The organism is Burkholderia sp. WTPI3, assembly GCF_021483755.1.
Classification (GTDB): Bacteria; Pseudomonadota; Gammaproteobacteria; order Burkholderiales; family Burkholderiaceae; genus Burkholderia.
The window spans coordinates 48,097-73,502 of sequence record NZ_JAGIXF010000019.1; the positions used below are offsets into that span (position 1 = coordinate 48,097).

Below are 25,406 nucleotides of genomic sequence, written 5' to 3' on the forward strand. Positions count from 1 at the left end.
CCCGTCAGCCTCCGATGAACGCTTCGCGAAACGCGTCGATGGCGACGCGCAGCGAGAGTTGCGGTTGGTCGAGGTAGCTGACGAGCTTGCTGATCTGGTGATCGTTTTGCGCATGGGCGTCGATCCACTCGGGATCGTCGATGTCGATGTTGTGGGCGGCGTAGGTCTGCGGATCGACGACGCTCAGCAGTGTCTTCGACGACGCGCCGTTGAAGCCGATGATCAGCCGTTCGCGCTCGGCGATCGTGCCGATGAAGATGGCGAGTTCGAAGTCGGCCTGCGCGACGAACGGTGCGATCAGCTCGAGCCAGAACGCGGCGACGAGGCTGCGATAGAACGGGTCGACGGGTAGCGGCAGCGTGAGGCCGCGTTCGATGTGCGACGAGCCGCTCTGCATCACGGGCCGCAGCAGCGAGCCGAGCGCGAGCATCGCGCCGCGCAGCCGCACGGGATGACCGCTCTCGAGCAGCATCTGTTGCAGGCCGTACAGCGACTGGTGTTCGACGAAGTCGTTGAAGGTGCCGTCATGCGACGTGCCGGGGCCGCCGACGTCGATCGGCACCTGCGTGTCGCCGAGCGCCTGCAGTGCGCCGGGCGGCTCGTCCTTCGCGAGCAGCGGCGGGATCTGCGCGGCGACGCGCGACCACAGCCGCGCGAACGCGAGCGGGCTGCGCGCGAGGAACGCGAGCGGGCGGTCGACCTCGAGCGCGGTCGCGCCGAGGAACGGGAAGCGGCGCATCGACACGTCGTGGCTCGCGACCATGTGGCCCGCGATCGCGAGCTTGCTGCGCGAGCCGAGGAACGCGAAATGCATCGGCTTCGCATCCTCGTAGACGATCTTCCAGCGCGGATCTTCCGCGAGCAGTTCGAGCGCTTGCGCGATCCAGCGGTCGAGCGTCTGCAGCAGTTGCGGATTGTGCGCGCTCTTCACGAAGTCGCCGCGCGACGGAATCTTGCCGAAGTAGGCGATTTGCGCCTGAACGGTTTGCGTCATTGCGCCCCCTGTGCATTGTTTGCGGTGGCGGCCGTGACGGCCGGTGCTGCGGCCGGCGTGCCCGTGCCGGCCTGCGTCGCGTTCTGTGCGGCGCCCGCGCTCGCATCGGCGACCGACGATGGCAGTTGCAGGCCGCGCAGGCTCTGCTGCTGCGGCTGGTCGCCTCCGCCGCTCGTCGGTTGCGACGTGCTGATGATGCGCATCGTCACCGACACGTTCACGCTGCCCTGGACCCACGTGAGGTCGAAGGTGCCGTCCGGACGCCGCTTGCGCTGCGCCGAGTTGATCAGCTTCTCGAGACCGTAGCGGCCCGGCTCGTTGACGAGCTGCACCGTGCGGCCGTCGAAGGTCGTCGCGGACAGCGTCGCGCCCGGCGAGCCCTGCGGGTTCGGCCACACGAAGTTGGTCCACTGCGGCGGCGTGTTGCGGTAGCGCAGTTGCTGGCCGTCGATCGCGATCGTGTATTCCGTCGTGCCGGTGCTCGGCTGCGGCAGGATCTGGAACACGGTCTGCGGCTCGGAGGTCGCGGCCGCGCCACCTGCGGCGCCGCCGGAGAGCGGGGCGACCCAGCGCGCGAAGCCGTTCGTGAAGTCCGGCGTGAGGCCGATGCCCATGTCGCCCCACGTGCGGGCGGCGAGCGTGTCGCCGCGGCGCACCGCGAGCGGGCCCAGCGTGGTGCCGACGAATTTCGCGATCGCACCGTCCGGACCGAACACCTGCGCGATTTCACCGGCGCCTGCCTCGACCTTCGCGCTCGGCGCGAACGGGTACTTCGTTGCGAGCGAGCTCTGGAACGGCTGGTAGACCTGCGCATTCCACACCTTGTTGACTTCGGCGCTGGCCGGCTGGATCACTACCGAGAACGCCTGCATCAGCGGCCGCACCAGCAGCGGGCGTAGCGACTTGCGTTGCGAATCGGTGAGGCCCGTCAGCATCTGCTCGTCGACGAATTTCAGGGAATCGGCGAGTTCCGACCCGTTGCCGTCGAGCGTTTGCTGCATCAACTGGCGCGCGCCGGGGCCGGGGTCGCCCTGGTTCTTGATCAGATTGAAGCGCGTGCGGACCTTCGACAGCGAATCCATGTAGCCCTTGAGCATCGACGTGCCGTCATGCGTCGCGACGATCCGCGCGAGCCCGATGAACTCCTGGCCGATCGGACCCATCGGCACCTCGGCCGGATTGCCGTTGATGTCGATGTTCGCGGCCGCGACCTGGCCGGCCTGCGAGCGCGAGAACAGCTGCTTGACCCAGTTCACGACACCCGTTTGCGCCTTCTTGATCGTCACGTTGGCGAGCGACGGGTTGTCCCACGACGTCTGGTCGTACGCGGTCTCGAGGATCTTTCGGATCGGCGAATCCTGCGGGTCGCCGAGGCGGTTCATCCCGTCGACGGCCTGACCGAAGCTGCTGAAGCCCTGTACCGCGATGCCCTGCATGAACTTCTGCCAGTGCTGTGCGTACTCGGTCTTGTACATGCCGACGAGCGTTTTCTGGATCTGCTCGGGACTGCCTTCCAGCGTCAGGTCGTCCTGCGTCGACGTGTTCAGCACCCAGTCCTTCGCCTGCAGTTCCTTGGTCGCCGCGTCGCGGATCGCCGGCTGCACATAGTCGAACCACGCTTCGCGCGTGAACGTGCCCGGAATCGCGTAGCTGCCGGCGATCAAACCCTGGTTGCCGTCACCGACGATGCGCGCGACGGTCATCGGGGCGAAGCGGGTCGATGCGCGTGCCTTGATTTCCTCGTAGACGCGCTGGCGGGCCGGCATCCCGCGCACGACGCGGCGCAGGTTCTCGCGGGTCTGGTCGACGAGCGCGAGGTTCGCGTCGATCATCGGCCAGTCGTCGTCGTTCACGCGCGACAGATAGAACGAGATCATGCGCTCGGCGCTCTTGATCATCTCGTCGCGCGGCATGTTGCCGCGATTCGTCTCGAGCCAGCCGCGCCAGAAGCGCGCGAGCTGGTCGGTCAGGTGCGCCTGTTCGACGTGACGCTTGTCGGACAGCATCAGGTACGTCTTCAGCGCGTTGTACGCATCCTGCACGTTGGTCGGCGATGCATCGCTGTACAGCCCGCCCTGCGGTGCCGCGGGCTGTTGCTGTGCGGTGTCCGTCGCGGACGCGCCAGGGGCGGCGCCGGCCAGCGGCGCAGCCCCTGGCGGGTTCGTCGAAACAGGCAGCGCGCCGCCCTGCACGGCACCCGATTCGGGCGGGCGCGTCATCGGCACGAGCTGTTCGGGGTGTGCGTTCACGTCCTTCATGAACGACGCGAGATTCTGCGAGACCGGCGCCAGCAGGATCTGGCGCACACCGTTGTAGTACTCGGTCAGCAGATGCTGTTCGAGACGGTCGCCCTGGTACAGGCCGAGCGACACCGACAGTGGCTTGTCGCGGCGGAACTGCTCGAGCTGTTCGATCCGGTCTTCGAGGATGTCCATCGCCTGCAGGCGCGACTGCAGGTCGTTGCGGCCCTGCTGCAGGCGCGTGACGTTGTCGAGGTCGGCCTGCACGTTCGTGACGAGCTGCTGGTTGCCGATCGTCGACCAGGTCCAGCCGCCGAGCGCGAGCGCGAGTGCGGCGACGAAGCCGAAGAAGGTCGCGTAGCGTAGCCGCGTCTTGGTCGGGCTCGCGAACTGGCGCACGGTCTGGCGGTCCGCGAAGATCACCTTCGAGAACAGGTCGCGCAGGAAGAAGCCGTTCTTCGAGAATGCGCTGTGCGGCTTCGGCAGCGCGTTCGCATCGAGGCCGAAGCGGCTCGCGATGCGCTGCGCGGCGGCGCTGTTGGTTTCGCCTTCCTGCAGTGCGCTCGTGAAATAGAAGCCGCGGAAGATCGGCTTGTACTGGAACGGGTTGTTTTCGAACAGCGTCGCGAGGAACGCACGCAGCGACGGCTTGATCGTCGAGAATTCGAGCGGGAAGCTCAGCTGGCCCGGCGACAACTGGTTGCCGCGCGACAGCGACAGCTGCGCGACGCTGATCTCCTTGAGCCCTTCGTACAGTTCCTCGAAGCGCTCGTCGAACAGCGTGACGACGTCGCGTTTCTCGTCCGGCTCGTAGGGCAGGGTAGCGCCCCACACGCGGTCGTACTCGTGCTTGTCGCTGCTGCTGAAGAATTCGGTGAAACCAGTGATCAGGTCGGCCTTCGTGAACATCACGTAGACCGGTGCGAACACTTCGAGCTTTTCCGTCAGTTCCTGGACGCGCTGGCGGAGGTTTTTCGCGAGGTTGATCGCAAATTCGGGGCGGTTGCCGGTGAGTTCCGCGATGCTGGCGGTGACGATGATGCCGTTGATCGGCGCCTTCGGACGGTAGCGTTTCAGCAGGCCGAGAAAGCCGAGCCATTCGCTACGGTCTTCCTCGTGTACCGAATAGCGACCGGCCGTGTCGAGCAGGATCCCTTCGGTCGTGAAGAACCAGTCGCAGTTACGCGTGCCGCCGATACCGTGGATCACGGCGCTGTTCTTGTCCGCGAACGGGAACTGCAGGCCCGAGTTCAGCACGGCGCTGCTCTTGCCTGCGGCCGGATTGCCGATCACGATGTACCACGGCAGTTCGTACAGCGCGGAGCCGCCCGATACCTGGCCGATCTTCGACGTCTTGATCGTCTTCACCGCGTCGGACAGGCGCGTGCGCAGCACGTCGAGGTCTGCCGTCTTCGCATCGGCTGCGATCGCGGCGGCGGCCGGTGCGGCGATCTTGCCGGTTTCCGCCTGCTCTTCCAGCACCTGGCCGAGCTGCTGGTTCGCGCGCTTCACACGCCAGCGGCGCCACAACGCGACGCCGAGCCACAGCACGAGGATCGCCGCGAAGGCTATCGCCGCCCACAGGAGAGGCAGCTGCAGCATGTCGGCGGCGATGAAGAGAATCGCCGCTAGCGCGACGATCCCGACGATCGAGAGCGTACGCGGATGAGTCAGCACGTTGAGGATGCGTTGCATAGGACGTTCAGGTTCCGGTGCGATTCGGTGAGGCGACGCAGGCGCGTCGAGCGGCAAGGGTGGCGCCGCGATGTGTCGCCATGCTGTCAGGCAGGATGAAGGGGGCTGGCATCAATGCGCTCGCGGCATCGGAGAAGGCGCGCGCATTAATGAAAGGACGCTGTGAGAATTAAAACGGAAGCGGCGGCCTGAAAAAATCGTGCAACGGAATGCCCGATCGATTGCGCCGCCCAAATAGTTTCCTGCCGGGTGATTAAAAAGCCCCATGCCGCCCTCATTATTTCTTGTACGGTAGCCCTGACTAGCTGCCGCGTCCCAGTTTAAAACCGGGTTTATGGTATTCCACGTGCCCGAGATCCATCATCTTCCAGCGGCCCCCCCAGGTCAGGCCGACCTGCTCGGCAACTTGTCCGTACAACTGGTAGCCGCGCATCGCCCAGGGATCTTTCTCGGAAATGACCAGCTTGCCGTCGCGCAGGAATGCGTTGTCGGCCGCCAGCCCGAATTGGTGATAACTCTGGAAGGCCGCCGCGTTGGTCACGTTGGTGCCCATCTGCGCGAGCCGGTTCTGGCGTTCCGGACTCCGATAACCTTCAAGCAGCGCCATTTCATAACCATATTGTTCGTGCATGATCTTGTAGACCAGCAGCAAACGCGTGCGGAAGTCGGGATCCAGCAGGTTCCAGTCGCGGCTCGCGTCCTTCAGCGCCGGCCGCACCTGTTCGACTTCCTTCGTGGCAAAGACTTCCGGCGGCAGCGGCGGAGGCGGGACGAGTTGCTCGCCCTGCAGCAGCGCGGCGATCTTCTCGTCGGGCACGCGCGCCGTGTCGTCGTACTGAAACAATTGCCGACCGCGTAACGCAATGGCCACCAATGGCGGCGTCGCAAGAATACCTGCCGATACCATAATCATCAAGCGCCGCCGAATCAGTAAATTTTGCACATCACTTAATGCGCCGCGGGTAATGCTTGCCGATTTAACAATTTGACTTCGTGTACGCGCGGCGCGATCGTTCGCACGGCGCGTTAGACGGCCATGAAACTGGGCGACGGATTCGAAAACAGTCGCGCGGATACCCGGTAAAAGCAACAGTGCCGCGACCGCGACGGCAAGGGCGAAATAGGCGACGAGTGCGACGGCAATCAACGAAATCCCCGGAAATTGGAATTGATTGTGTTTTGCAATGCTTGCTCTTAGAATCAGGCTGCTTTGAGAGGCCGGGCTATATTATCGCGGTGAATTAAACCAGGATTCAATGAGACGCTGAATGAGTGCGCCGGAAAATTCAAATTCGAAAACCCCGCCTAGCCTGCTGTCCGACAGCAAGCCGGCAGGCGAGGGGGGACCGCAGCAATCGCGCATTCTCGCGAATCTGGAAGGACGTGTCACGCCGCCGGCCGAATCGTCGCGCCGTTCGCTGAAGGGGCCCGTCGCGGCTGTGGTCGCGCTCGTGGTCGCCGTGGGCGGCTGGGGCGCATGGCGTTGGCAGCAGCAATCCGGTGAGACGGCCGTCGTGGCCGCTGCGCCCGCGCAGGCAACCGCGAAGGCCGAACCGGCCAGCGGCGCCGCGCAGGTCGCGCAGAATGCCGCGTCGGCGGCGTCCGCCGTTCAACCGGCGACGATCGTCAACGAGGATGCCGCATCCTCGACCGTTGCGTCCGCATCGTCCGTTTCCGCCACGGACAACAGCCGTCTGTCGCGTGCGCTCGCGGACGGGGCGGACGATACCCCGGGCGCCGCCACCGCAGGCGCAGCCGCCGCGGCGACGGCAGCCGCGGTTGCTACGACGAAAACCGCGAAAGCCGATGCAGCGAAGAACGACAAGGTCGCGGCACGCAGCAAGGCAGAGGCCAGGGCCGACGCGAAGGCGGAGGCCCGCAAGCATCACAAGGAACAGGTAGAGCTCGCACAGGCGAAGAAGCGTCGCGAAACGGCGGCCCGTACCGGCGGCGCGCGATCGTCCGGGAAGGACGATCCGGATGCCGATTTGCTGGCGGCGCTCGTCGCACGCACGAAGCCGGCCGACAAGAAGGCCGCCGCGCAGAAGGCGCAGGCCGGGCCGACGAAGACGGCGGCCGCGACGGGCGGCTCGCTCGCATCGCGCGTGAAGGACTGCTCGGAGCGTGGTTTCTTCGAGGATCAGCTGTGCCGTTGGCGCGTTTGCGAGGGCCACTGGGGCAAGGATCCGGCATGCCCGACCGCCGCGCAGTCCGAGACGCGGCAGTAAGCGGCGTCACGCCACCCGTTCATCGCACACGCGCCGCCATCGAGCGGCGCGTTGCTTTTGGGGCCGCAGGCCGCGTGCGCACCGTCGTGTGTGACGGTGTCACGCGAGTGTCACGCGCGTCGTGCATACGTTTCCTTTCTTTTCCCGGCGCGGCGCGGCGCGCGCCGCATGACCTTCGACACGATGGATCTGATCGTACAGACTTACGGCGCCGATACGTCCGGCATGGTGTGCGGATTCCGCTTCGTCCCGGGCGGGTCGGGCGCAATGCTCGATGCCGACGCGGCCGCCGCGTGGCTGCATGCGTGCCGCGAGCATGAGGCGGTGCCATCGGACGATTTCGTCTGGCTGCACTTCAATCTCGCGCACGGCGCGAGCGAGCGCTGGATGCGCACGCACCTCGGGCTGCCCGACAGCTTCTTCGAATTCCTGCACGAAGGATCGCGTTCGACGCGCATCGAGCAGGAGGACGGCGCGCTGCGCGCGATCGTCAATGACGTGATGTTCAATCTCGAACTGACGCCGTCGGAAATCGCGACGCTGTTCGTCCATGTCGAGCGGCGCATCATGGTCACCGCGCGGCTCAAGCCGCTGCGCTCGGTCGACACGCTGCGCGCATGCGTGCGCGACGGCGAGCAGTTCCGGTCGCCGGCAGAACTGCTCGTGCACCTGCTGCACGACCAGGCCGACCTTCTGATCCAGATCATGCGACGCACGAGCGTCGACGTCGATCGCATCGAGGATCGCTTCCTGTCGCAGCGGCTCACGTCGAATCGCGTCGAGCTGGGGGCGATGCGCCGCACGCTGACGCGCCTGCAACGCATGCTGGCGCCCGAGCCCGGATCGATCTTCCGGCTGCTCGCGAAGCCGCCCGCGTGGCTGCACGCTGAAGACGTGCAGGAGTTGCGCGAGTCGACCGAGGAGTTCTCGCTCGTGCTCGCCGATCTGTCGGGGCTCAACGAGCGGATCAAGCTGCTGCAGGAAGAGATCGGCTCGCGGCTCGACGAGCAGAACAACCGGACGCTCTTCACGCTGACGCTCGTGACCGTGATCGCGCTGCCGATCAACATCGTCGCGGGCTTCTTCGGGATGAACGTCGGCGGCGTGCCGTTCTCGGAGAACAAGCACGGGTTCTGGCTGATGGTGCTGCTGGTGGCGGGCTTTACCGGGCTCGCCGCATGGTGGGCGTTTCGCCGGCGCGACGATCGCTAGCGGCGGCGGCATCACGCAGGCCGCAGCACGCGGGCAATGCGTCAGCGCAGCAGCGTGATCGCGTGCTCGCCGATCACCATCCCGAGCAGGCCGACGAGCGCGACGAGCGGCGGGGCCGGCGAGCGCACGTGCAGCAGTGCGTACAGCACGCCCACGCCGAGGCCCACCGCAAGCGAAAGCAGGTAATTCATCATGGCGGTCTCCGTGCCGGGCGGCGTCACGGTTTGAGGATCACGCGCTCGCGTGCGCCGGCCAGCACGGTGCGATACGCATCGTGCGCGCGCTCGAGCGGGTACGTGTACGCATCCTCGATCGGGAACGCGCGCAGCGTGCCGTTGCCGAAGCCGGGCGCGAGCGTATCGAGGATGTTCGCGACCGCGGTGCCGCCGAGCTGCAGCGAATCCACGCCGACGTACGTGTGCTGGCCGCGATAGAACGAGAAGATGTCGAACGGCACGCTGCGGTCGATCGTCGAGATGAAGATCTGGCGCCCACCGATCGCCATCGATGCGTTCGCCGCCTCGAAATACGGGCTGCCCACCGTGTTGTAGACGATGTCCGCGCCGTGCCCGCCGGTCGCGGCGCGCACCGCGTCGGCCACCGCTGCGCGCGAAGCGTCGATTACGCGCACGTCGCCCGAAGCGTGGCCGCGATATTCTCCGGGGCCGCGCTCGACGCCGATCACCGTTGCGCCGCGCGCGGTCGCAAGCTGGATCGCGGCCTGGCCGACCTTGCCGTTTGCGCCGAACACGAGCACGACGTCGCCGGCCTCGGGCATGCCGGCGCGCCGCAGCCCTTCGTACGCGGTGACGAACGGCACGCCGATGCCGGCCGCTTCGTCGAGCGTCAGCACGGCCGGCTTGCGGCGTACTTGCGCAGCATCGAGCACCAGCCATTGCGCATGCGAGCCGTCGCGCCCGACGCCTAGGTCGCCGCCCGAGCCCCACACCGGCGCACCGATCCAGCCGTCGGGGCCGACGCTCACGATGCCGGCCCAGTCGCGGCCGGGCGTGCGCGGCGACACCGCATGCGGCATGCGCCCGAGCGCGGCCTTCACGTCGCTCGGATTGACGCCGGCCGCGCGAACCTCGATCAGCATCTGACCGTCGCCCGGCACGAGCGGGTCGATTTCCCTGACGCGTGCGTCGAGCGACTCGATGTCGGGAGCGGGGGCGTCGAAGCGGATGCTACGCATGATGATCTCCGTGAAGAGCGGCTGGCGCGCTGCCCGGCGGGTCGGCGCATGCAGCGGTGGAAGAGGATGACTGGAGTCTAGTCGGCCGGATTTGACATGGAAATGCGCAAAGGCGGATGATTGTTTTGCATTTATTGCATAGCGACCTCGAGAGCCGGTATGGACGACTTTCTTTCTCCGCATCTGGCCCTGTTCGTCGACGTGGTCGACCAGCAGAGCTTTTCGGCAGCCGCGCGCCGGCAGGGCGTCGCTGCATCGTCGGTCACGCGGCGCATCGACCGGCTCGAGGCGCAGCTCGGTATCCGCCTTCTGCATCGCACCACGCACGCGCTTCGGCCGACCGAGGCCGGTCTGCTGCTGTATGGGCGCGCGACGCGGATGCTCGCCGAACTGCGCGGGCTGCAGGAGGACCTGCACAGCCAGCACGACGAGCCGAGCGGGCTGCTGCGCGTCGACTGTCCGGCACCGTTCGGCCGAAGGCACCTGATGGCCGCGCTGGCTGCGTTCATGCAGCGTCATCCGGCGCTGCAGGTCGACCTGTTGCTGACGGACAGCATGGTCGATCCCCAGGGCACGCGGCTCGGCTCCGACGTCGATCTCGCGGTGCGCATCGGTCCATTGGAAGACACGCGCTTCGTTGCGACCGTGCTCGCACCGCAACGCCGCGTGCTGTGCGCCAGCCCCGACTACGTCGCGCGGCGCGGCGAACCCGAATCGCCCGACTCGCTCGCCGGGCACGATTGCCTCGCATGGCACGGGGCGCCGCCGCCGGGCGCATGGCGCTTCGACGGCCGCCGCCACGTGCCGTCGCAGCCGCGGTTTCGCAGCAACCATTCCGAGGCGCTGCTCGAAGCGGCGATCGACGGGCTCGGCATCGCGCACCTGCCGACCTGGCTCGCGGGGGACGCGCTGCGCGACGGTCGGCTGCGTGCATTGCTGCCGCGTTATGCGGCAGCGCCCGAGCCGGCGACGATCCACGTGCTGCGCCAGCAGGCGCGCGGCAGCGCACGCGCGTCGCGGCTGGTTGCGTTTCTCGCCACGTGGTTCGCGCAGCCGGCGTGGGATGCCGCGTGGACGTGACGACGTGATCGACGACGTGCAATGAGAAACGGGCCCCGCATGCGGGGCCCATCGAACGGCGGGAAGTGCCGGCCGGCACCGCATGCGCGGCGCGGCCGGTCGAACGACAAGGTTACTGAGCCACCGTCTTGCGCGGCTTGAACATGCCCTGGTAGCGCAGCGTCGGGCGCTCCTTCTCCACCGGCGCGATACCGCCGAAGCTCGGCGTCTGGCGCAGCTTCATCGCGGCCGGCGAAGCGACCGAGCCGATCGACGTCGAACGCGAAGCCGGCGCGAGGTTGTTCGCGACGAGCAGCGCGGCCTCGCTCTTCAGGTTCGCGAGCAGCACCGGATCGGTCGAGGTGTTGATCTGCGTGAGCAGGCCGCTCCATGCTGCGTCGCTGTAGTTCACGACGTAGTAGTCGAGGCCGCTTGGATCCGCGACCACGCCCGTGCAGCCTTCGATCCGCGTCTGCGTCTGCGTGCCCTTCAGCGCGAGCGTCGTGTGTTTCGCGAGACCCTGGCCGTATGCGAGCGTGAGCGGCACCGTCCATTGCAGGCCCGGATACGCGTTCTTGTTCGGGAACGGCTGCTGTTTCAGCGTGACGACCGTCTGGTTCTTCGTCAGGTCGCACTGCGTGTCGAGCGAGATCAGCGGCACGCCCGTCTGGCGCACGTAGCTGTCGCCGATCGGGCCGACCGGCTGGCCGCTCGCCTTCGACAGCGCATCCCACAGACGCTTCGGCGTGCCGTTGCCGAACGAGTAGTCGACCAGGTACTGCTGCAGGCCGTGGCGCAATGTCTGCTCGCCGAGATAGTTCTCGAGCATCTTCAGCACGTGGCCGCCCTTGTCGTACGTGAACGCACTCGCGCTCAGCACGAAGTCGTTTGACGCCCAGTCGTTGAAGTTCGGTGCGACCGGGAATGCGTTCGGGCCGATGTCGCGGTTGATCACGCGGTACTTGTTCTTCACCTGGTCGAGCCAGCTGAACTGGTCGGGGAAGAACTGGATCGTCGTCTTCGTTTCGAAGAACGTCGCGAACGACTCGTTGAGCCACACGTCGTCCCACCAGTCGGTCGTGACCAGATCGCCGAACCACTGGTGCGCGACTTCGTGCGTCAGCACTTCATTGCCGTACTGCGACATCGGCTGGCCCGGCTGCGGCAGGATGTCGTCGGCGAACTCGAGGATCGAGCCCCAGTTCTCCATCCCGCCGAAGTTCAGGTCCTTCTGTTCCTTGAACGCGTCGTTCGCGGCGACCGTGTCGAACTTCGTCAGCGGCAGCGGGATACCCGTGTAGCGGTAGTAGAAGTCGAGTGCCTGCTTGGTGCGGTCCATTGCCGGCTTCGCCCAGTTGCTCATGCCTGGCGGCGTGAACACGCGCAGGTGCAGGCCGCCCTTGCCGCCCGGCAGCGGGCTCGTGAAATTGTCCTCGTAGGTGTCGAACATGCCGCCGCCGAAGAACAGCAGGTACGACGGCATCGGCGGCGTCTTCTCGAACTGCACGAGCTTGTAGCCGCCGCCGACGTTGGTCGACGGCTTCTCGGCCGCATTCGACACGACGCGCCAGCTTTGCGGCACTTCGGCCGTCACTTCATAGGTCGGACGGAACGCGGGTTCGTCCCAGCCAGGGAACCACTGGCGCGCGAGGTTGGTTTCGCCCTGCGTGAGAATCGCGCCGCTCGTCTTGCCGTCGGTGCCCTTCAGGTCGACGCGGAAGACGCCTTCCGCGGCCGAGCAGCCCGGATACGGGTCGTCGCCGCAGCTGCCACCGGTCTTCGTGACCGGATCGTCATACGACTTGAAGTTGATGATGCCCGACCACTCCATGTGCAGCGAATAGTTGCCCGCCGCGATCGTGCCGCTGACCGGGCGCAACTGGTAGTAGTCGCCCTTGTCCTGCGGCGTCGCGATCAGCTGGATGTTGCCCGGCTGCAGCGTGACGCGGCCGTTCGCGAACTTGATCCGGTGGCCGGCGATCACGATGTTGTTGACCGGCTTCAACACCTTGATCTCGACGTCGGCGCGCCCGTCGAAGGCGTTCAGCGCGTCGTTCGGGCGGAACCATAGCCGGTAGTTGACCGGGACGACGGTGTCCGGAAGTTCGACAGGCGGCACGCTCTTGTCGACGTTGGCGGTGGCCGGCGGAGGTGCGCTCGGCGGCGTGGTGACGGTGGGCGTCGAGCCCGGCTGCGGTGCGCCGGCGGAGCTGAGCGCCGAAGCCGAGCCCATGCCGCCGTCGTCTCCGCCGCAACCGGCAAGTGCCAGTGCGGCGACGAGCGGCAGATAACGCATCTTGTGAATGTTGATCGACATGACTGAAACCTCGATTGTTGAAAGAATCGTTCAGTGCTGCGAAAACTCCGGCAAAAGCAATCCCCCGCCGTTAATCAACGGCGACGCGAAATGCCAGTGGCGGATTATTCGAAAAAGACGGTCGACCGACTACGTGAAGGTAATCATGGTTTACTGCCCCCTCTGTGTTTTCCGGATATCGGTTAACTTGCCGGTTAAAAATGGCCGGGCGCGTGTTGTACTGAATTGATTTCGCGCGCACGACACAGGGCTGCACGCCTGCTGCGGGCGCGCATTCCCTTTGAGCCGACGACCCACGGGGCTGGCCGCACCAGGCCGCGCGACGGAAGGACGGCGTGTCGCCGTTTCGTAAAATCGCCGTCATGCGGTTTCAAGGTTTGTCGGCCTGCTCGAAGGATGCGTAAATATACTTGATGGTATTGAGTAAAGGAAACGAAAAAATTAAAAGGTGTGTCTATTGGTTTTTTTGTGCGTGATTGAATGGCGAAAGGCATTAATCGGCTTTCTGTTTGGCTGTCGTTTTCGTAGTTTTAATCTATTAATGATCTCGCCGATAACCGAAAACTACGAATCATGGTGCGGCCCGGCGCGCTCGGTACAATGCATCGATGATTCGTCGATCGATTCTGTCGAGGAGGTCTGCCGTGCCACGAGCCCTGTTCCGTATCGCGCCGCTGCGCGCCGCGCTGCTGTTGTTCGCCGCCGTCCTCATGCTCGGCGGTTGTGCGGGGCTCACGCGCGAGCCCGTGAGCGTGACCGTCGTCGGACTCGACCCGCTCGTCGGGCAGGGCCTCGAGATGCGATTCAGCCTGAAGCTGCGCGTGCAGAACCCGAACGACGCGCCGATCGAATATGACGGCATGCGGTCGCGCTCGACCTGAACGGTACGCCGTTCGCGAGCGGGGTCAGCGACCGGACGGGCAGCGTGCCGCGCTTTGGCGAAACCGTGATCGACGTGCCCGTCTCGGTATCGGCCTTCGCCGCCGCGCGGCAGGCGTGGAATCTCCCCGGCGCGGCCGCGAACGGCGAGTTGCCATATGCGCTGCGCGGCCGGCTCGCCGGCGGCGTGCTCGGCACCGTGCACTTCAACGACGCTGGTACGTTGCGCATGCCCGCGATGCCGGCCTGGGGCGGGTAGGTGGCGCACCGGCCGAACCCGCTGAAAGGGGCGGGAACGCGCGCTTTGCCGCGCGGGCAAAGCGCGGTATGGTGTGGTCCGCGCGGCGCCATCCCGCCGCCTATCTGAAGCCAACCGTAGCAGAGCTCGCGTGACCGATTTCCCCGTTTTCCACTGGACCGACGCCGACGGCGCCGAACATGCCGTGCGCTGGCGCTCCGAGGCCGGCGTGCAGCCGCCCAAACGCGCAGTGTCCGCCGACGACCGCATGACCGCCGATGCGGCGTACCGCCTCGCATGCGAGGGCACCGCGCTCGTCTGGCAGGGCGACTTCCAGAATGCGCGCCAGCTCGTGCAGGCGATGGCGCGCCGCGTCGAACGCAAGCCGAAGAAGGCGAAGGCCGCGGCCGGCGTCGACGCCTTCAATCTGCACCGTCTCGCGCAATCGCAGCGAGCCCGCACGCTCGGGATGCTGCTGATCCCGCTCGACGCCGATTACACGATTGCGCTGCGCCGCGCGCCCGACGTGCGCGCGGCGTGCGAGGAAGCATACGGGCCGGGCGGTGCGCCGTCGGTCGTGTCGCTGCGCGAACTGCTCGGTCTCGTCGGCGCGCACGAATGGCGCAAGAAGGGCGTGCCGATTCCGGCGCTTGGCGGCGCGCCGATCCATCCGCATTACGGCGTGTTCTCGCCGGTGCGCGGCGAATACGTCGAACTGGTCGCGCGCACGCCGCTGCCGGCGACGTCGCTCGCGTTCGACATCGGTACGGGCACCGGCGTGCTCGCGGCCGTGCTGGCATCGCGCGGCGTCGCGCGCATCGTCGCGACCGACCAGGATCCGCGCGCGCTCGCGTGCGCGAGAGAGAACGTCGCGCGGCTCGGCCATGCCGATCGCGTCGAGGTGATTGAAGCCGACCTGTTTCCGGCCGGCCGCGCGCCGCTCGTCGTCTGTAACCCGCCGTGGGTGCCAGCCCGTCCGAGCGCACCGATCGAATACGCGGTCTACGATCCCGACAGCCGGATGCTGCGCGGTTTCCTCGCCGGGCTTGTCGACCATCTCGAACCGGGGGGCGAAGGCTGGCTGATCCTGTCCGATTTTGCCGAGCATCTCGGCCTGCGGCCGCGCGACACGCTGCTGCAATGGATCGACGAAGCGGGCCTCGCCGTGCTCGGCCGCGAAGACATTCGACCCGCGCACCCGAAGGCGGCCGACGCGGACGATCCGCTGCACGCGGCGCGCCGCGCCGAGGTCACGTCGCTCTGGCGGCTCGGCACGCGGGCCTGATCGCCCATTTTCGGTAAACTGTCGCCATTCCTCACGAATTCCCGCCGCCGGGCCGTGGTCGACCGACCGTGGCCGGCGCCGCATCACGATGTCGAACAAGACCTACGAAATCCGTCCGGAGCAGTCCGTCGAGCTGCTGAAGGAACTGCACATCCTGACCCGCGACGGCAAACTGAACCAGGACAGCCGCCGCAAGCTGAAGCAGGTCTATCACCTGTTCCAGTTCATCGAGCCGCTGCTCGCGAGCGTGCAGGCCGACAAGGGCAGCGTGACACTCGTCGATCACGGCGCCGGCAAGTCGTATCTCGGCTTCATCCTGTACGACCTGTTCTTCAAGCAGCAGCCGGGGCACGGCACGCCGGCGTTCGCGTCGCACGTGTACGGGATCGAGACGCGCGAAGAGCTCGTCACGCGTTCCACCGAACTCGCCGCACGGCTCGGGTTCGGCGGCATGTCGTTCCTGAACCTGTCCGTCGCCGATTCGATCACGTCGCCGAAACTGCCCGAAACGGTCGATGTCGTCACCGCGCTGCATGCGTGCGACACCGCGACCGACGACGCGATCCGCTTCGCGCTCGCGAAGCGCGCGCAGCACATCGTGCTGGTGCCGTGCTGCCAGGCGGAAGTCGCCGGCGTGCTGCGCAAGAACAAGGGCAAGTCGCTCGCGAACGCGCTGACGGAAGTGTGGCGGCATCCGCTGCACACGCGCGAATTCGGCAGCCAGATCACCAACGTGCTGCGCTGCCTGCAGCTCGAGGCACACGGCTATCAGGTCAGCGTGACCGAACTGGTCGGCTGGGAGCATTCGATGAAGAACGAGCTGATCATCGCGCAGTACAAGAACCTGCCGCGCCGCAAGCCTGGCGAGCGGCTGAACGAGATCCTCGGGATGTTCGGGCTGGCCGAACTGAACGAGCGCTTCTTCGCGCCGTCCTTGGACTGACTCGAGCCGACGCGCGGCACGTCCGCCGCGCACGAGCCGGCCTTCGCGCGACGCTTCAGACGTCGTCGCCCGGTCGGCGCATCCATTCCTGCCAGCCGTCGTGACCGAGGCGGCGCAGCGTTTCCTGGTTTTTTTCGTAGATCGCGGACGCATCCGGAAACGCGTCGACCGCGCGCGCGATGCTGTCCTCGCGCAGCAGATGCAGGATCGGGTACGGTGCGCGGTTCGTGTAGTTCTCGATGTCGTCGGGTTCGCTGCCTTCGAACCGGTACTCGGGGTGGAAGCTCGCGATCTGCAGCACGCCGTCGAGCCGCAGTTGCCGCACCAGCCGGTCGGCGAAGAACAGCGCATCGTTGTAGTCGACGAAATCCGCGAACGTGCGCGGATAGATCACGAGCGTCGTGTCGACCCGCTGCGGATCCGTCGCTTCGAGCGCGCGCAATTCGGCTTCGAGGTCGGCCAGGGCGTCCTCGAGTGTCGTCGCTTCGCTGATCGCATAACGCACCTGCTCCTTCACGTAGACGCTTTTCGCGAATGGACACAGATTGAGTCCGATCACCGCACGCGCGAGCCAGTGCCGCGTGGCGGCGAGGATGTCGTCGTGCGAGTCGGGGCGGGTGTCGGTCATGGCGAAGGTAGTGGGGCAGAGAAGCGCGGCGAGGGCCGCATTGTAGCGGGCACGCCGGGCTCGGGCGTGTGCCGCCCGTCACGCGCACGCGGCTTCGATCAACTGCGTGACCAGCGCGGGCGCGGTGCCGATCGGCGTTTCGCCGTGCCGGTAGGTCTGGCTGGCGGCGTAGATGCCTTCGATCACGAGCGCGAGCGCGTCGGCCAGCGCCTTCGGCTGCCGCGCGCCGGCGCCTTCGCAGAGCTCGACGAGCCGCCTCATCAATTGTTCCTTGTTCTGTGCGACGCGCTCGCGCGCCGGATGCGACGTATCCGGAAATTCGGTCGCGATGTTGACGAACGGGCAGCCGCGATAGTCCTTCTGCGTCGCGCGCTCGGCGAGATCGATGAAATACTGGATTAACTGCGCTTTCGGCTGGCCCGGATGCTTCGCGACGCTCGAATCGAGACGCTCGAAGAAGCACGCATCCATCCGCTCCAGATACGCGAGGATCAACTCGTCCTTCGACGAGAACTGCCGGTACAGGCTCATCTTGTTGACGCCCGCGAGCTCCACGACCGCTTCGACGCCGACCGCGCGCACGCCTTCCTTGTAAAACAGCTCCTCGGCGGCGCGCAGCAGGTGTTCGTGCGCGGTGGCGGCAGCAATCGGCCGGCGCGTGCGGCGTGCCGGCGGCTTGTTGGCGGCCTCGATGCCCGACATGATGACCCTCGACTGCATGATGAATTGCTTGACATGTTACCGACTGGTAACTACGATCGCAACACACTTGTGACCGATCGGTAACAATGCCGCCCGGATCGACAGACAAATGCCAGGTGTCGGCCCCGGGTCAGCCGATGCAGCGTGCGGCGGAGGTGGCCTGGTGGAGGGGTGAGGCCGGCACATGCGCGCCGGGCGCGCCAACTGGAGAATGAGAGCATGAACTGGGCAGTGACACGATGCAGAGGGCGCTTCCACTACGGATGGCTCGCGGCGGCGGTGGTTTTCCTGATCCTGCTGGCGGCGGCCGGCACGCGCGCGACGCCGAGCGTGCTGATGGTGCCGCTCGAGCGCGAGCTCGGCTGGAGCCGCGCGACGATCTCGCTGGCGATTTCGGTGAACATCGCGCTGTATGGCCTGACGGGCCCGTTCGCGGCCGCGGCGATGCAGCGTTTCGGGCTGCGTCCGACGATCCTGACCGCGCTGGTGACGATGAGCGCGGGCGTCGCGCTGTCGTCGCTGATGACGCAGAGCTGGCAGATGGTGCTGATCTGGGGCCTGATGGTCGGCTGCTCGACGGGTGTCGTCGCGCTGACGCTGTCCGCGACCTTCGTCACGCGCTGGTTCCATGCGCGGCGCGGCCTCGTGATGGGGATCCTGACCGCGAGTACGGCCACCGGCCAGCTCGTGTTCCTGCCGATGCTCGCGGCGATCGCGCAGCACCACGGCTGGCGGCCGGTCGTGCTGGTCGTCGCGGTGGCGGCCGCGATCGTGATTCCGCTGGTGGCGTTCCTGCTGCCGGAGCGGCCGGCCGACGTGCAGTTGCGCCCGTACGGCGAGTCGGCCGACGCGCCTCCCGCGCCCGATGCGACGAAGGAAAACCCGCTGGCGGTCGCGTTCCGCACGCTGCTGACGGCAAGCCGCTCGCGCGATTTCTGGCTGCTGTTCTTCAGCTTCTTCATCTGCGGCGCGAGCACCAACGGCTATGTCGGCACGCACCTGATCGCGATGTGCAGCGACTACGGGATGACCGAAGTGCAGGGCGCGTCGCTGCTGGCCGCGATGGGCGTGTTCGACCTGTTCGGGACGACGCTGTCGGGCTGGCTGTCCGACCGCTACGACAACCGCGTGCTGCTGTTCTGGTACTACGGGCTGCGCGGGTTGTCGCTGATCTACCTGCCGCATGCGTTCGGCATCGATTTTTTCGGGCTGCCGCTGTTCGCGATGTTCTACGGGCTCGACTGGATCGCGACCGTGCCGCCGACCGTGCGGCTCGCCACCGACGTGTTCGGCAAGGCCGCCGCGCCGGTCGTGTTCGGCTGGATCGTCGCCGGCCACCAGCTCGGCGCGGCGTTCGCGGCGCTCGGCGCGGGGCTGCTGCGCGCGAGCCTCGGCACCTACACGGTCGCGTCGATGATCTCGGGCGGGCTGTGCATCGTCGGTGCGCTGATCGTGCTGCGAATCAATCGCGGCTCGTCCCGCGCGGCGGCGCAGGCCGCCTGAACGCAGCCGCACGGCCGGCCGCGTGCGGGGCGTGGCCGGTCAATGCAGGATCGGTGATTTGCATTGCGGGGGATCGGTGGGCGCGTGGCGGCTCAAGCGGTTATGCTTGCGGTTCGCCGGGCGTTCGCGCCCCTTCATCGATGTCAGCGAGGAACCGCATGTCCGTCAAACCTGCACCCACCACTGTTTCGATCCACGACCTGATCGCGGGCCGCTGGAGTCCGCGCGCGTATTCGGACGAGCCGGTCGGCGCCGCCGATCTGCATGCGGTGCTCGAAGCCGCGCGCTGGGCGCCGTCCGCCTACAACGCGCAGCCGTGGCGCTTCATCGTGTTCGATCGCACCCAGGACGAAGCTGCATTCAAGCGCGCCTTCGCGACGCTGGTGCCGTTCAACCAGGGCTGGAACGCACCGGCGCCGGTGTTGATCGCGGTGACCGCGCATACGCTCACGTCGAAGGGCGAGCCGGCGCCGACGGCACTGTACGACGCGGGCGCGGCTGCGATGTCGCTGGTGCTGCAGGCGTACGCGCTGGGCCTCGCCGCGCACCAGATGAGCGGCTTCGACCCGAAGGCGTTCCGCGATGCATTCGAGATTCCGGCCGATGTCGCGATTCCGGCGCTCATCTCGCTCGGCCATTACGGCAACGTCGACAAGCTCGATCCGGTGCTGCGCGACCGCGAAAAGGCGCCGCGCACGCGGCATGCGCTCGGCGAAGTCGTCTACGCGGGTGCATGGAAGAAGGGCTTCGACGCCGCAGCCTGATTCCGCAAGCGGGCGGACCCGCACCTCGCACCCGTCCGCGCCTGCCGCGGCCGCGCGTTACCCGTGCGCGATCGCGGTGTCCGCGAGCCGGTCGCGCGGCACCGGCGGTCGTCCCCGGTTGTGATCCGGCGGGCTTCATGATAAAAAGCCCGTCCTTTCCGTTTTCGCGCCGGCCATGCTGCGGCACCTTCCCATGACTTACTGCGCGATCGATTTCGGCACGTCCAATTCCGCCGTGGCGCTGCCCGATGGTGATGGCATGCGCCTCGCGCCCGTCGAGGGCGACCACCTGACCCTGCCCACCGCGATCTTCTTCAACAACGACGAGCAGACGGTCGAGTATGGCCGTGCGGCGCTGGCGTCCTATATCGACGGCTTCGACGGCCGCCTGATGCGTTCGATGAAGAGCATCCTCGGGTCGCCGCTCGCGGAGACCACGACCGATCTCGGCGACGGCAGCGCGATGGCGTACACGGAGATCATCGCGCGCTTCCTGACGCACCTGAAGCGCAAGGCCGAGACACGCACGGGCGCGCCGATCGGCCGTGCGGTGCTCGGCCGGCCGGTGTTCTTCGTCGACGACGATCCGCGCGCCGACAGCCTCGCGCAGAATCAGCTCGAAGCGGCCGCGCAGTCGGTCGGTTTCAAGGACGTGCATTTTCAGTACGAACCGATCGCGGCCGCGTTCGACTACGAGTCGCGCCAGCAGGCCGAGCGGCTCGTGCTGGTGGCCGACATCGGCGGCGGTACGTCGGACTTCTCGCTGGTCCGGGTCGGCCCGGAGCGGATGGCGCGCCTCGAGCGCAAGGACGACGTGCTCGCGCACCACGGCGTGCACGTCGCGGGCACCGATTACGACCGGCGCGTCGAGCTCGCGGCAATCCTGCCCGCGTTCGGCTATCGCTCGCTCGATCCCGAAGGGCGCGAACTGCCGAACCGGATCTACTTCGATCTGGCAACCTGGCACCTGATCAACACGGTCTACACGCCGAAGCGGCTGGGCGAGCTGAAGCTGATGAAGCACCTGTACCGTGAGGTCCGGCAGTACGACCGGCTCACGCGTGTGGTCGAGCAGCGGCTCGGGCATGCGTTGATGGCGCGCGCGGAAGAGGCGAAGATCGGCGTTGCGGCGGGCGGGGAGACGATGATCGACCTGAACGACGTGGAAGAGGATCTGCAGATTGCGTTCGATGCGGATCGACTCGTCGATGCGAGCGTCGACGACACCGCGCGCATCGTCGAGGCCGCGCGCGAGACGGTGCGGCTCGCGGGCGTCGCGCCGCGCGACGTCGGCGCGCTGTATTTTACCGGTGGCTCGACCGGCCTCGCGTTCCTGTCGGGCGCGCTGGCGGGCGCGTTCCCGGACGCGCAGCCGGTGTTCGGCGACCGTCTCGCGAGTGTCGCGACGGGGCTCGGCATTCACGCGCAACGGCTGTTCGGCTGAACGTGTGCAAAAATCCAACACGGCCGACGGCCGTTCGGATTATCGGCGGCGCCATGATTGGCGCGCCGGAAAACAAAAAGCCCCGCCGAAGCGGGGCTTTTTTACACGAAATATCGCGCCGAACTTAGACCGGACGGATGTTCGCAGCTTGCAGACCCTTCGGGCCCGTCTTCACTTCGAATTCAACCTTCTGGTTTTCTTGCAGCGTCTTGAAGCCTTCGACGCGGATTTCCGAGAAGTGCGCGAACAGATCGTCGCCGCCGCCTTCCGGGGTGATGAAGCCGAAGCCCTTTGCGTCATTGAACCACTTGACGGTACCGGTTGCCATGTTACTTGTTCCTAAAAAAATAAAACGGGGCCGAGGCCCATGGGTGCGGAAAATCAAGGAAGGGGGTAATAGGACCAACCGGAGTACCGTTGATGGGCGAACTACGAAAGAACCAATTCACTCGCCGCTTGAAATCCTGCAAAGTCATTTATACGGCTTATTGGATCGGCGGTCAACCGTATTTCCATACTGTCAGGGTTATTGCGGAGCTCAGGTTTACAAAGCTTGCACGCGATGCGGATTTTTTGTAGGGGCCGAACGATTTTGCCGCCAACTTGCAGGTGCAACCGTTAAACTACGCGCCGCGCGGACCCGGTTGCCCCGATCGGATGACGGGTCCCCCCAAGAATGCGTGCGCGGTGCTGTCCGAGCCGATCCCGGACTGCGGGCCGACCATGCTTTTTGAGACACAGGAGAGGATGTGAAGAGTTCTATTCAACGGAACATCGGCCCGTTTGCATTGATGCTGACGGGGCTGGGTTCGATTATCGGCTCGGGCTGGCTGTTCGGCGCCTGGAAGGCCGCCAAGATTGCCGGTCCGGCGGCGATCTGCGCATGGATCATCGGCGCGGTCGTGATTCTCGCGATTGCATTGACGTACGCCGAACTGGGCGCGATGTTCCCGGAGTCGGGCGGCATGGTGCGCTACGCGCGCTACTCGCACGGCTCGCTGGTGGGGTTCATCAGCGCGTGGGCAAACTGGATTGCGATCGTATCCGTGATCCCGATCGAGGCCGAGGCGTCGATCCAGTACATGAGCACGTGGCCGTATCCATGGGCGCATGCGCTGTTCGTGAACGGCGAGTTGACGGTACCAGGGCTGCTGCTGTCGGCCGTGCTCGTAGTCATCTACTTCATGCTCAACTACTGGGGCGTGAAGGCCTTCGCGCGAGCGAACACGACGATCACGATCTTCAAGTTCCTGATCCCCGGCCTCACGATCCTCGGCCTGATGCTGACGAGCTTCCATTCGGAGAACCTCGGCACCACATCGAATGCGACCTTCGCGCCGTACGGCTGGTCGGCCGTGCTGACTGCGGTCGCGACGAGCGGTATCGTGTTCGCGTTCAACGGCTTCCAGAGTCCGGTGAACCTGGCCGGTGAAGCGCGCAATCCGTCGCGCAGCGTGCCGTTCGCGGTGATCTCGTCGATCCTGATCGCGCTCGTGATCTACGTGCTGCTGCAGATGGCGTACATCGGCTCGGTGAATCCGCTCGACGTCGCGCAGGGCTGGTCGCACTTCAACTTCAAGTCGCCGTTCGCCGAGCTGGCGATCGCGCTGAACCTGAACTGGCTCGCGATCCTGCTCTACGTCGACGCGTTCGTCAGCCCGAGCGGCACCGGCACGACCTATATGGCGACGACCACCCGGATGATCTACGCGATGGAGCGCAACAACACGATGCCGAAGATGTTCGGCAACGTGCATCCGCTCTACGGCGTGCCGCGTCAGGCGATGTGGTTCAACCTGCTGGTGTCGTTCATCTTCCTGTTCTTCTTCCGCGGCTGGAGCTCGCTCGCGGCGGTGATTTCGGTCGCAACGGTCATCTCGTACCTGACCGGCCCGATCAGCCTGATGGCGCTGCGCCGTTCGGCAACCGACATCGAGCGTCCGCTGTCGATCCCGCTGATGACGCTGATCGCGCCGTTCGCATTCGTCTGCGCGTCGCTGATCCTGTACTGGGCCAAGTGGCCGCTGACGGGCGAAATCATCCTGCTGATGGTCGTTGCGCTGCCGGTGTACTTCTTCTTCCAGGCGCGCTCGGGCTGGACCGGCTGGGGTGCCGACCTGAAGGCCGCATGGTGGCTGGTCGCCTACCTGCCGACGATGGCCGTGCTGTCGGTGATCGGCAGCAAGGAATTCGGCGGCCTCGGCTATCTGCCGTACGGCTGGGACATGCTGGTCGTCGCGGCGATCGCGCTGGTGTTCTACTTCTGGGGCGTGAACACGGGCTACCGGACCCAGTATCTCGACGAGCGCGAGTCGCACGACGAGATCCTCGAAGGGGTCGGTGCCTGACGACACCCGACCTGCCGCTGGAATCGGCAGCGGCAGGAAGCGCCAAAAAAGCCCGCCTGAGCATTGCTCAGGCGGGCTTTTTGTTTGGGTGCGCTTGGGCGCGCCGACGGTGCGGCGGGACTCAGGCGGCCGCGCTGGCGAACACGTAGTTCGTCATCGCGAGCACGCGCTGGTACGTGCCGAGCGACTGGATTCCGAGCCGGTAATCGTCGTCGGCCGCGCCGAGCGCGGTGAACACCGGCAGCAGGTGCTCGTCGGTCGGGTGCATCAGCGCCGCATGCGGCGCCTGCCGGCGATAGTCGAGCAGCGCGTCGACATCGTGCACGGCAAGCCTCGCCTCGAACCAGTCGGTGAATTCGGCGACACGCGGATCCGCATCTTCCGGCGCCGCGCCGAAATCGGCCGCGCGCAGGTTGTGGGTGATCTGGCCGGAGCCGATCACCATCACGCCTTCGTCGCGCAGCGGTCGCAGCGCACGGCCGAGCGCGAAGTGATGGGCCGCGTCCGCACGCGGCTGGATCGACAACTGCGCGACGGGCACGTCGGCTTCCGGGAACATCAGCAGCATCGGCACCCATGCGCCGTGGTCGAGGCCGTGCTCGGTCGTCGCGGTCGCGATGCCCGCCGTGTTCAGCAGTGCGGCTGCCCGCTCGGCCACATCGGGTGCGCCAGGGGCCGGATAGCGGATCTCGTACAGCGCTTGCGGAAAGCCGTAGAAGTCGTGGATCGTTTCCGGGTGCGCAGTGACGCTCGCGACCGGCTGCTGCGTGCCCCAGTGCGCGGACAGCATCAGCACCGCGCGCGGGCGCGGCAGCTCGGCGCCGAGGTGCGTGAATGCGCCGGACGGCAGCGTCGGGTCGATCGGCAGCGTGGGGGCGCCGTGAGACAGGTAGAGCGAGGGCAAGCGGTTCATCAGGGAAGCCTGCGAGAACGAGTTGCCTGTGACTATAGGCGTGTATCGAGCATTGATAAACGCGTTCGGAGGAATTTGATTGAATCGTATGTGTTGATAATTGAGGAGATTCCGGGCGCACGGAAGCCCGAGTGGCCTCGTGGCTGAGGGTTCGAGCCGATAGACGGTTGAATCGACGAAGATGCGCGCGCGATGGCGCCCATAGGGTGCGTGCGGCGGCTTACTGCGCGGGGCGGATGCCGGCCCACGGCGTCGTCATCGGCGTGTTGGGTGCGAACAGGTCGAGCACGCGCGTGACGGTCTGGTCGACGAGTTCCTCGATCGTCTTCGGCATTGCGTAGAACGCCGGCAGCGGCGGAAACACGATGCCGCCCATTTCGGTCACGGCCGTCATGTTGCGCAGATGGGCGAGGTTGAACGGCGTTTCGCGCACCATCAGGACGAGACGGCGACGTTCCTTCAGGGTGACGTCGGCCGCGCGCGTGATCAGGTTGTCCGACAGCCCGTGCGCGACGCTCGCGAGCGTCTTCATCGAGCAGGGCGCGATCACCATTCCGTCGGTTGCGAACGAACCGGACGCAATTGTCGCGCCGACATCGCGCACGGAATGCACGACATCCGCACGGCTTTCGACGTCGGCCTTCGACAACTTCAGTTCATGCTGGATGTTGAGCCAGCCGGCGTTCGAAACCAGCAGATGCGTTTCGACGCCGCCGGCGGCGCGCAGCAGTTCGAGCAGCCGGACGCCGTAGACCGCGCCGGTGGCGCCGGTGATCGCGACGATCAGCCGACGTGGCGGCGCGCTGGGAGATGCCATCG

General features: G+C 66.3%; 20 protein-coding genes and 1 pseudogene. 10 read left to right on the forward strand and 11 right to left on the reverse strand.

Going from position 1 to position 25,406, the window contains the following annotated elements:
* Nucleotides 1-4: 4 nt before the first annotated feature.
* From tagF to J7024_RS13120, 3 genes are all read right to left on the reverse strand, one after another.
* Nucleotides 5-994: a type VI secretion system-associated protein TagF gene (gene tagF / locus J7024_RS13110; RefSeq protein ID WP_124828631.1), complete on the reverse strand. Its 990-nt coding sequence runs from the start codon at nt 992-994 to the stop codon at nt 5-7.
* On the reverse strand, nt 991-4,929 hold the full coding sequence (gene tssM / locus J7024_RS13115) for a type VI secretion system membrane subunit TssM (protein ID WP_124828630.1): 3,939 nt from the start codon (nt 4,927-4,929) through the stop codon (nt 991-993). Before tssM ends, tagF begins: the two co-directional genes overlap by 4 nt.
* Before the next feature lie 301 nt (nt 4,930-5,230).
* Nucleotides 5,231-6,076, reverse strand: a complete 846-nt coding sequence (locus J7024_RS13120; RefSeq protein WP_124828629.1) for a M15 family metallopeptidase — start codon at nt 6,074-6,076, stop codon at nt 5,231-5,233.
* Nucleotides 6,077-6,197: 121 nt separating this feature from the next.
* Here J7024_RS13120 and J7024_RS13125 point away from each other — a divergent pair, with 121 nt between their 5' ends.
* Nucleotides 6,198-7,157 carry a phage tail protein gene (locus J7024_RS13125; protein WP_234745112.1) on the forward strand — a complete coding sequence of 320 codons (960 nt, stop codon included), beginning with the start codon at nt 6,198-6,200 and terminating at the stop codon, nt 7,155-7,157.
* A 183-nt stretch (nt 7,158-7,340) separates the two neighbouring features.
* Nucleotides 7,341-8,369, forward strand: coding sequence for a transporter (locus J7024_RS13130; RefSeq protein WP_124828710.1), 1,029 nt, complete (start codon nt 7,341-7,343; stop codon nt 8,367-8,369).
* A 41-nt stretch (nt 8,370-8,410) separates the two neighbouring features.
* Here the strand turns inward: J7024_RS13130 and J7024_RS13135 are convergent, their stop codons facing one another.
* Both J7024_RS13135 and J7024_RS13140 read right to left on the reverse strand, forming a co-directional pair.
* Entirely contained in the window at nt 8,411-8,563 is a 153-nt protein-coding gene (locus J7024_RS13135; protein ID WP_096504356.1) for a DUF1427 family protein, read from the reverse strand.
* A gap of 23 nt (nt 8,564-8,586) precedes the next feature.
* Complete coding sequence (locus J7024_RS13140; protein WP_234745113.1) at nt 8,587-9,564, reverse strand: quinone oxidoreductase family protein; 978 nt, start codon at nt 9,562-9,564, stop codon at nt 8,587-8,589.
* Between the two features lie 159 nt (nt 9,565-9,723).
* Between J7024_RS13140 and J7024_RS13145 the strand changes: the two genes are divergently transcribed.
* Nucleotides 9,724-10,644, forward strand: coding sequence for a LysR family transcriptional regulator (locus J7024_RS13145; RefSeq protein WP_124828626.1), 921 nt, complete (start codon nt 9,724-9,726; stop codon nt 10,642-10,644).
* A 112-nt stretch (nt 10,645-10,756) separates the two neighbouring features.
* Here the strand turns inward: J7024_RS13145 and J7024_RS13150 are convergent, their stop codons facing one another.
* Nucleotides 10,757-12,940, reverse strand: a complete 2,184-nt coding sequence (locus J7024_RS13150; protein ID WP_234745114.1) for a M1 family metallopeptidase — start codon at nt 12,938-12,940, stop codon at nt 10,757-10,759.
* Between the two features lie 644 nt (nt 12,941-13,584).
* Here J7024_RS13150 and J7024_RS13155 point away from each other — a divergent pair.
* From J7024_RS13155 to J7024_RS13165, 3 genes and pseudogenes are all read left to right on the forward strand, one after another.
* Nucleotides 13,585-14,078: pseudogene (locus J7024_RS13155) on the forward strand (LEA type 2 family protein).
* A gap of 130 nt (nt 14,079-14,208) precedes the next feature.
* A complete protein-coding gene (locus J7024_RS13160; RefSeq protein WP_124828623.1) occupies nt 14,209-15,342 on the forward strand; it encodes a methyltransferase in 1,134 nt (377 codons plus the stop codon).
* 88 nt (nt 15,343-15,430) lie between these two features.
* Entirely contained in the window at nt 15,431-16,285 is an 855-nt protein-coding gene (locus J7024_RS13165; RefSeq protein ID WP_124828622.1) for a class I SAM-dependent methyltransferase, read from the forward strand.
* Nucleotides 16,286-16,340: 55 nt separating this feature from the next.
* Here the strand turns inward: J7024_RS13165 and J7024_RS13170 are convergent, their stop codons facing one another.
* Both J7024_RS13170 and J7024_RS13175 read right to left on the reverse strand, forming a co-directional pair.
* Complete coding sequence (locus tag J7024_RS13170) at nt 16,341-16,913, reverse strand: DUF1415 domain-containing protein (RefSeq protein WP_124828621.1); 573 nt, start codon at nt 16,911-16,913, stop codon at nt 16,341-16,343.
* A gap of 78 nt (nt 16,914-16,991) precedes the next feature.
* Nucleotides 16,992-17,615 (reverse strand): TetR/AcrR family transcriptional regulator, encoded by a 624-nt coding sequence (locus J7024_RS13175; protein ID WP_124828709.1) that lies wholly within the window; start codon nt 17,613-17,615, stop codon nt 16,992-16,994.
* A 219-nt stretch (nt 17,616-17,834) separates the two neighbouring features.
* Between J7024_RS13175 and J7024_RS13180 the strand changes: the two genes are divergently transcribed.
* The 3 genes from J7024_RS13180 (at nt 17,835) to J7024_RS13190 (ending at nt 21,326) form a co-directional block, all read left to right on the forward strand.
* Entirely contained in the window at nt 17,835-19,118 is a 1,284-nt protein-coding gene (locus J7024_RS13180; protein ID WP_124828620.1) for an MFS transporter, read from the forward strand.
* Between the two features lie 158 nt (nt 19,119-19,276).
* Nucleotides 19,277-19,882: a nitroreductase family protein gene (locus J7024_RS13185; RefSeq protein WP_124828619.1), complete on the forward strand. Its 606-nt coding sequence runs from the start codon at nt 19,277-19,279 to the stop codon at nt 19,880-19,882.
* Nucleotides 19,883-20,075: 193 nt separating this feature from the next.
* Nucleotides 20,076-21,326 carry an Hsp70 family protein gene (locus J7024_RS13190; RefSeq protein ID WP_124828618.1) on the forward strand — a complete coding sequence of 417 codons (1,251 nt, stop codon included), beginning with the start codon at nt 20,076-20,078 and terminating at the stop codon, nt 21,324-21,326.
* 124 nt (nt 21,327-21,450) lie between these two features.
* On the opposite strand, the gene J7024_RS13195 is transcribed toward J7024_RS13190, so the two are convergent.
* On the reverse strand, nt 21,451-21,654 hold the full coding sequence (locus J7024_RS13195; RefSeq protein ID WP_006477070.1) for a cold-shock protein: 204 nt from the start codon (nt 21,652-21,654) through the stop codon (nt 21,451-21,453).
* Between the two features lie 421 nt (nt 21,655-22,075).
* Between J7024_RS13195 and J7024_RS13200 the strand changes: the two genes are divergently transcribed.
* On the forward strand, nt 22,076-23,674 hold the full coding sequence (locus J7024_RS13200; RefSeq protein WP_124828617.1) for an APC family permease: 1,599 nt from the start codon (nt 22,076-22,078) through the stop codon (nt 23,672-23,674).
* A 121-nt stretch (nt 23,675-23,795) separates the two neighbouring features.
* Here the strand turns inward: J7024_RS13200 and J7024_RS13205 are convergent, their stop codons facing one another.
* Entirely contained in the window at nt 23,796-24,587 is a 792-nt protein-coding gene (locus J7024_RS13205; protein ID WP_124828616.1) for a DODA-type extradiol aromatic ring-opening family dioxygenase, read from the reverse strand.
* 220 nt (nt 24,588-24,807) lie between these two features.
* Complete coding sequence (locus tag J7024_RS13210; protein WP_124828615.1) at nt 24,808-25,404, reverse strand: UbiX family flavin prenyltransferase; 597 nt, start codon at nt 25,402-25,404, stop codon at nt 24,808-24,810.
* Nucleotides 25,405-25,406: the final 2 nt, after the last annotated feature.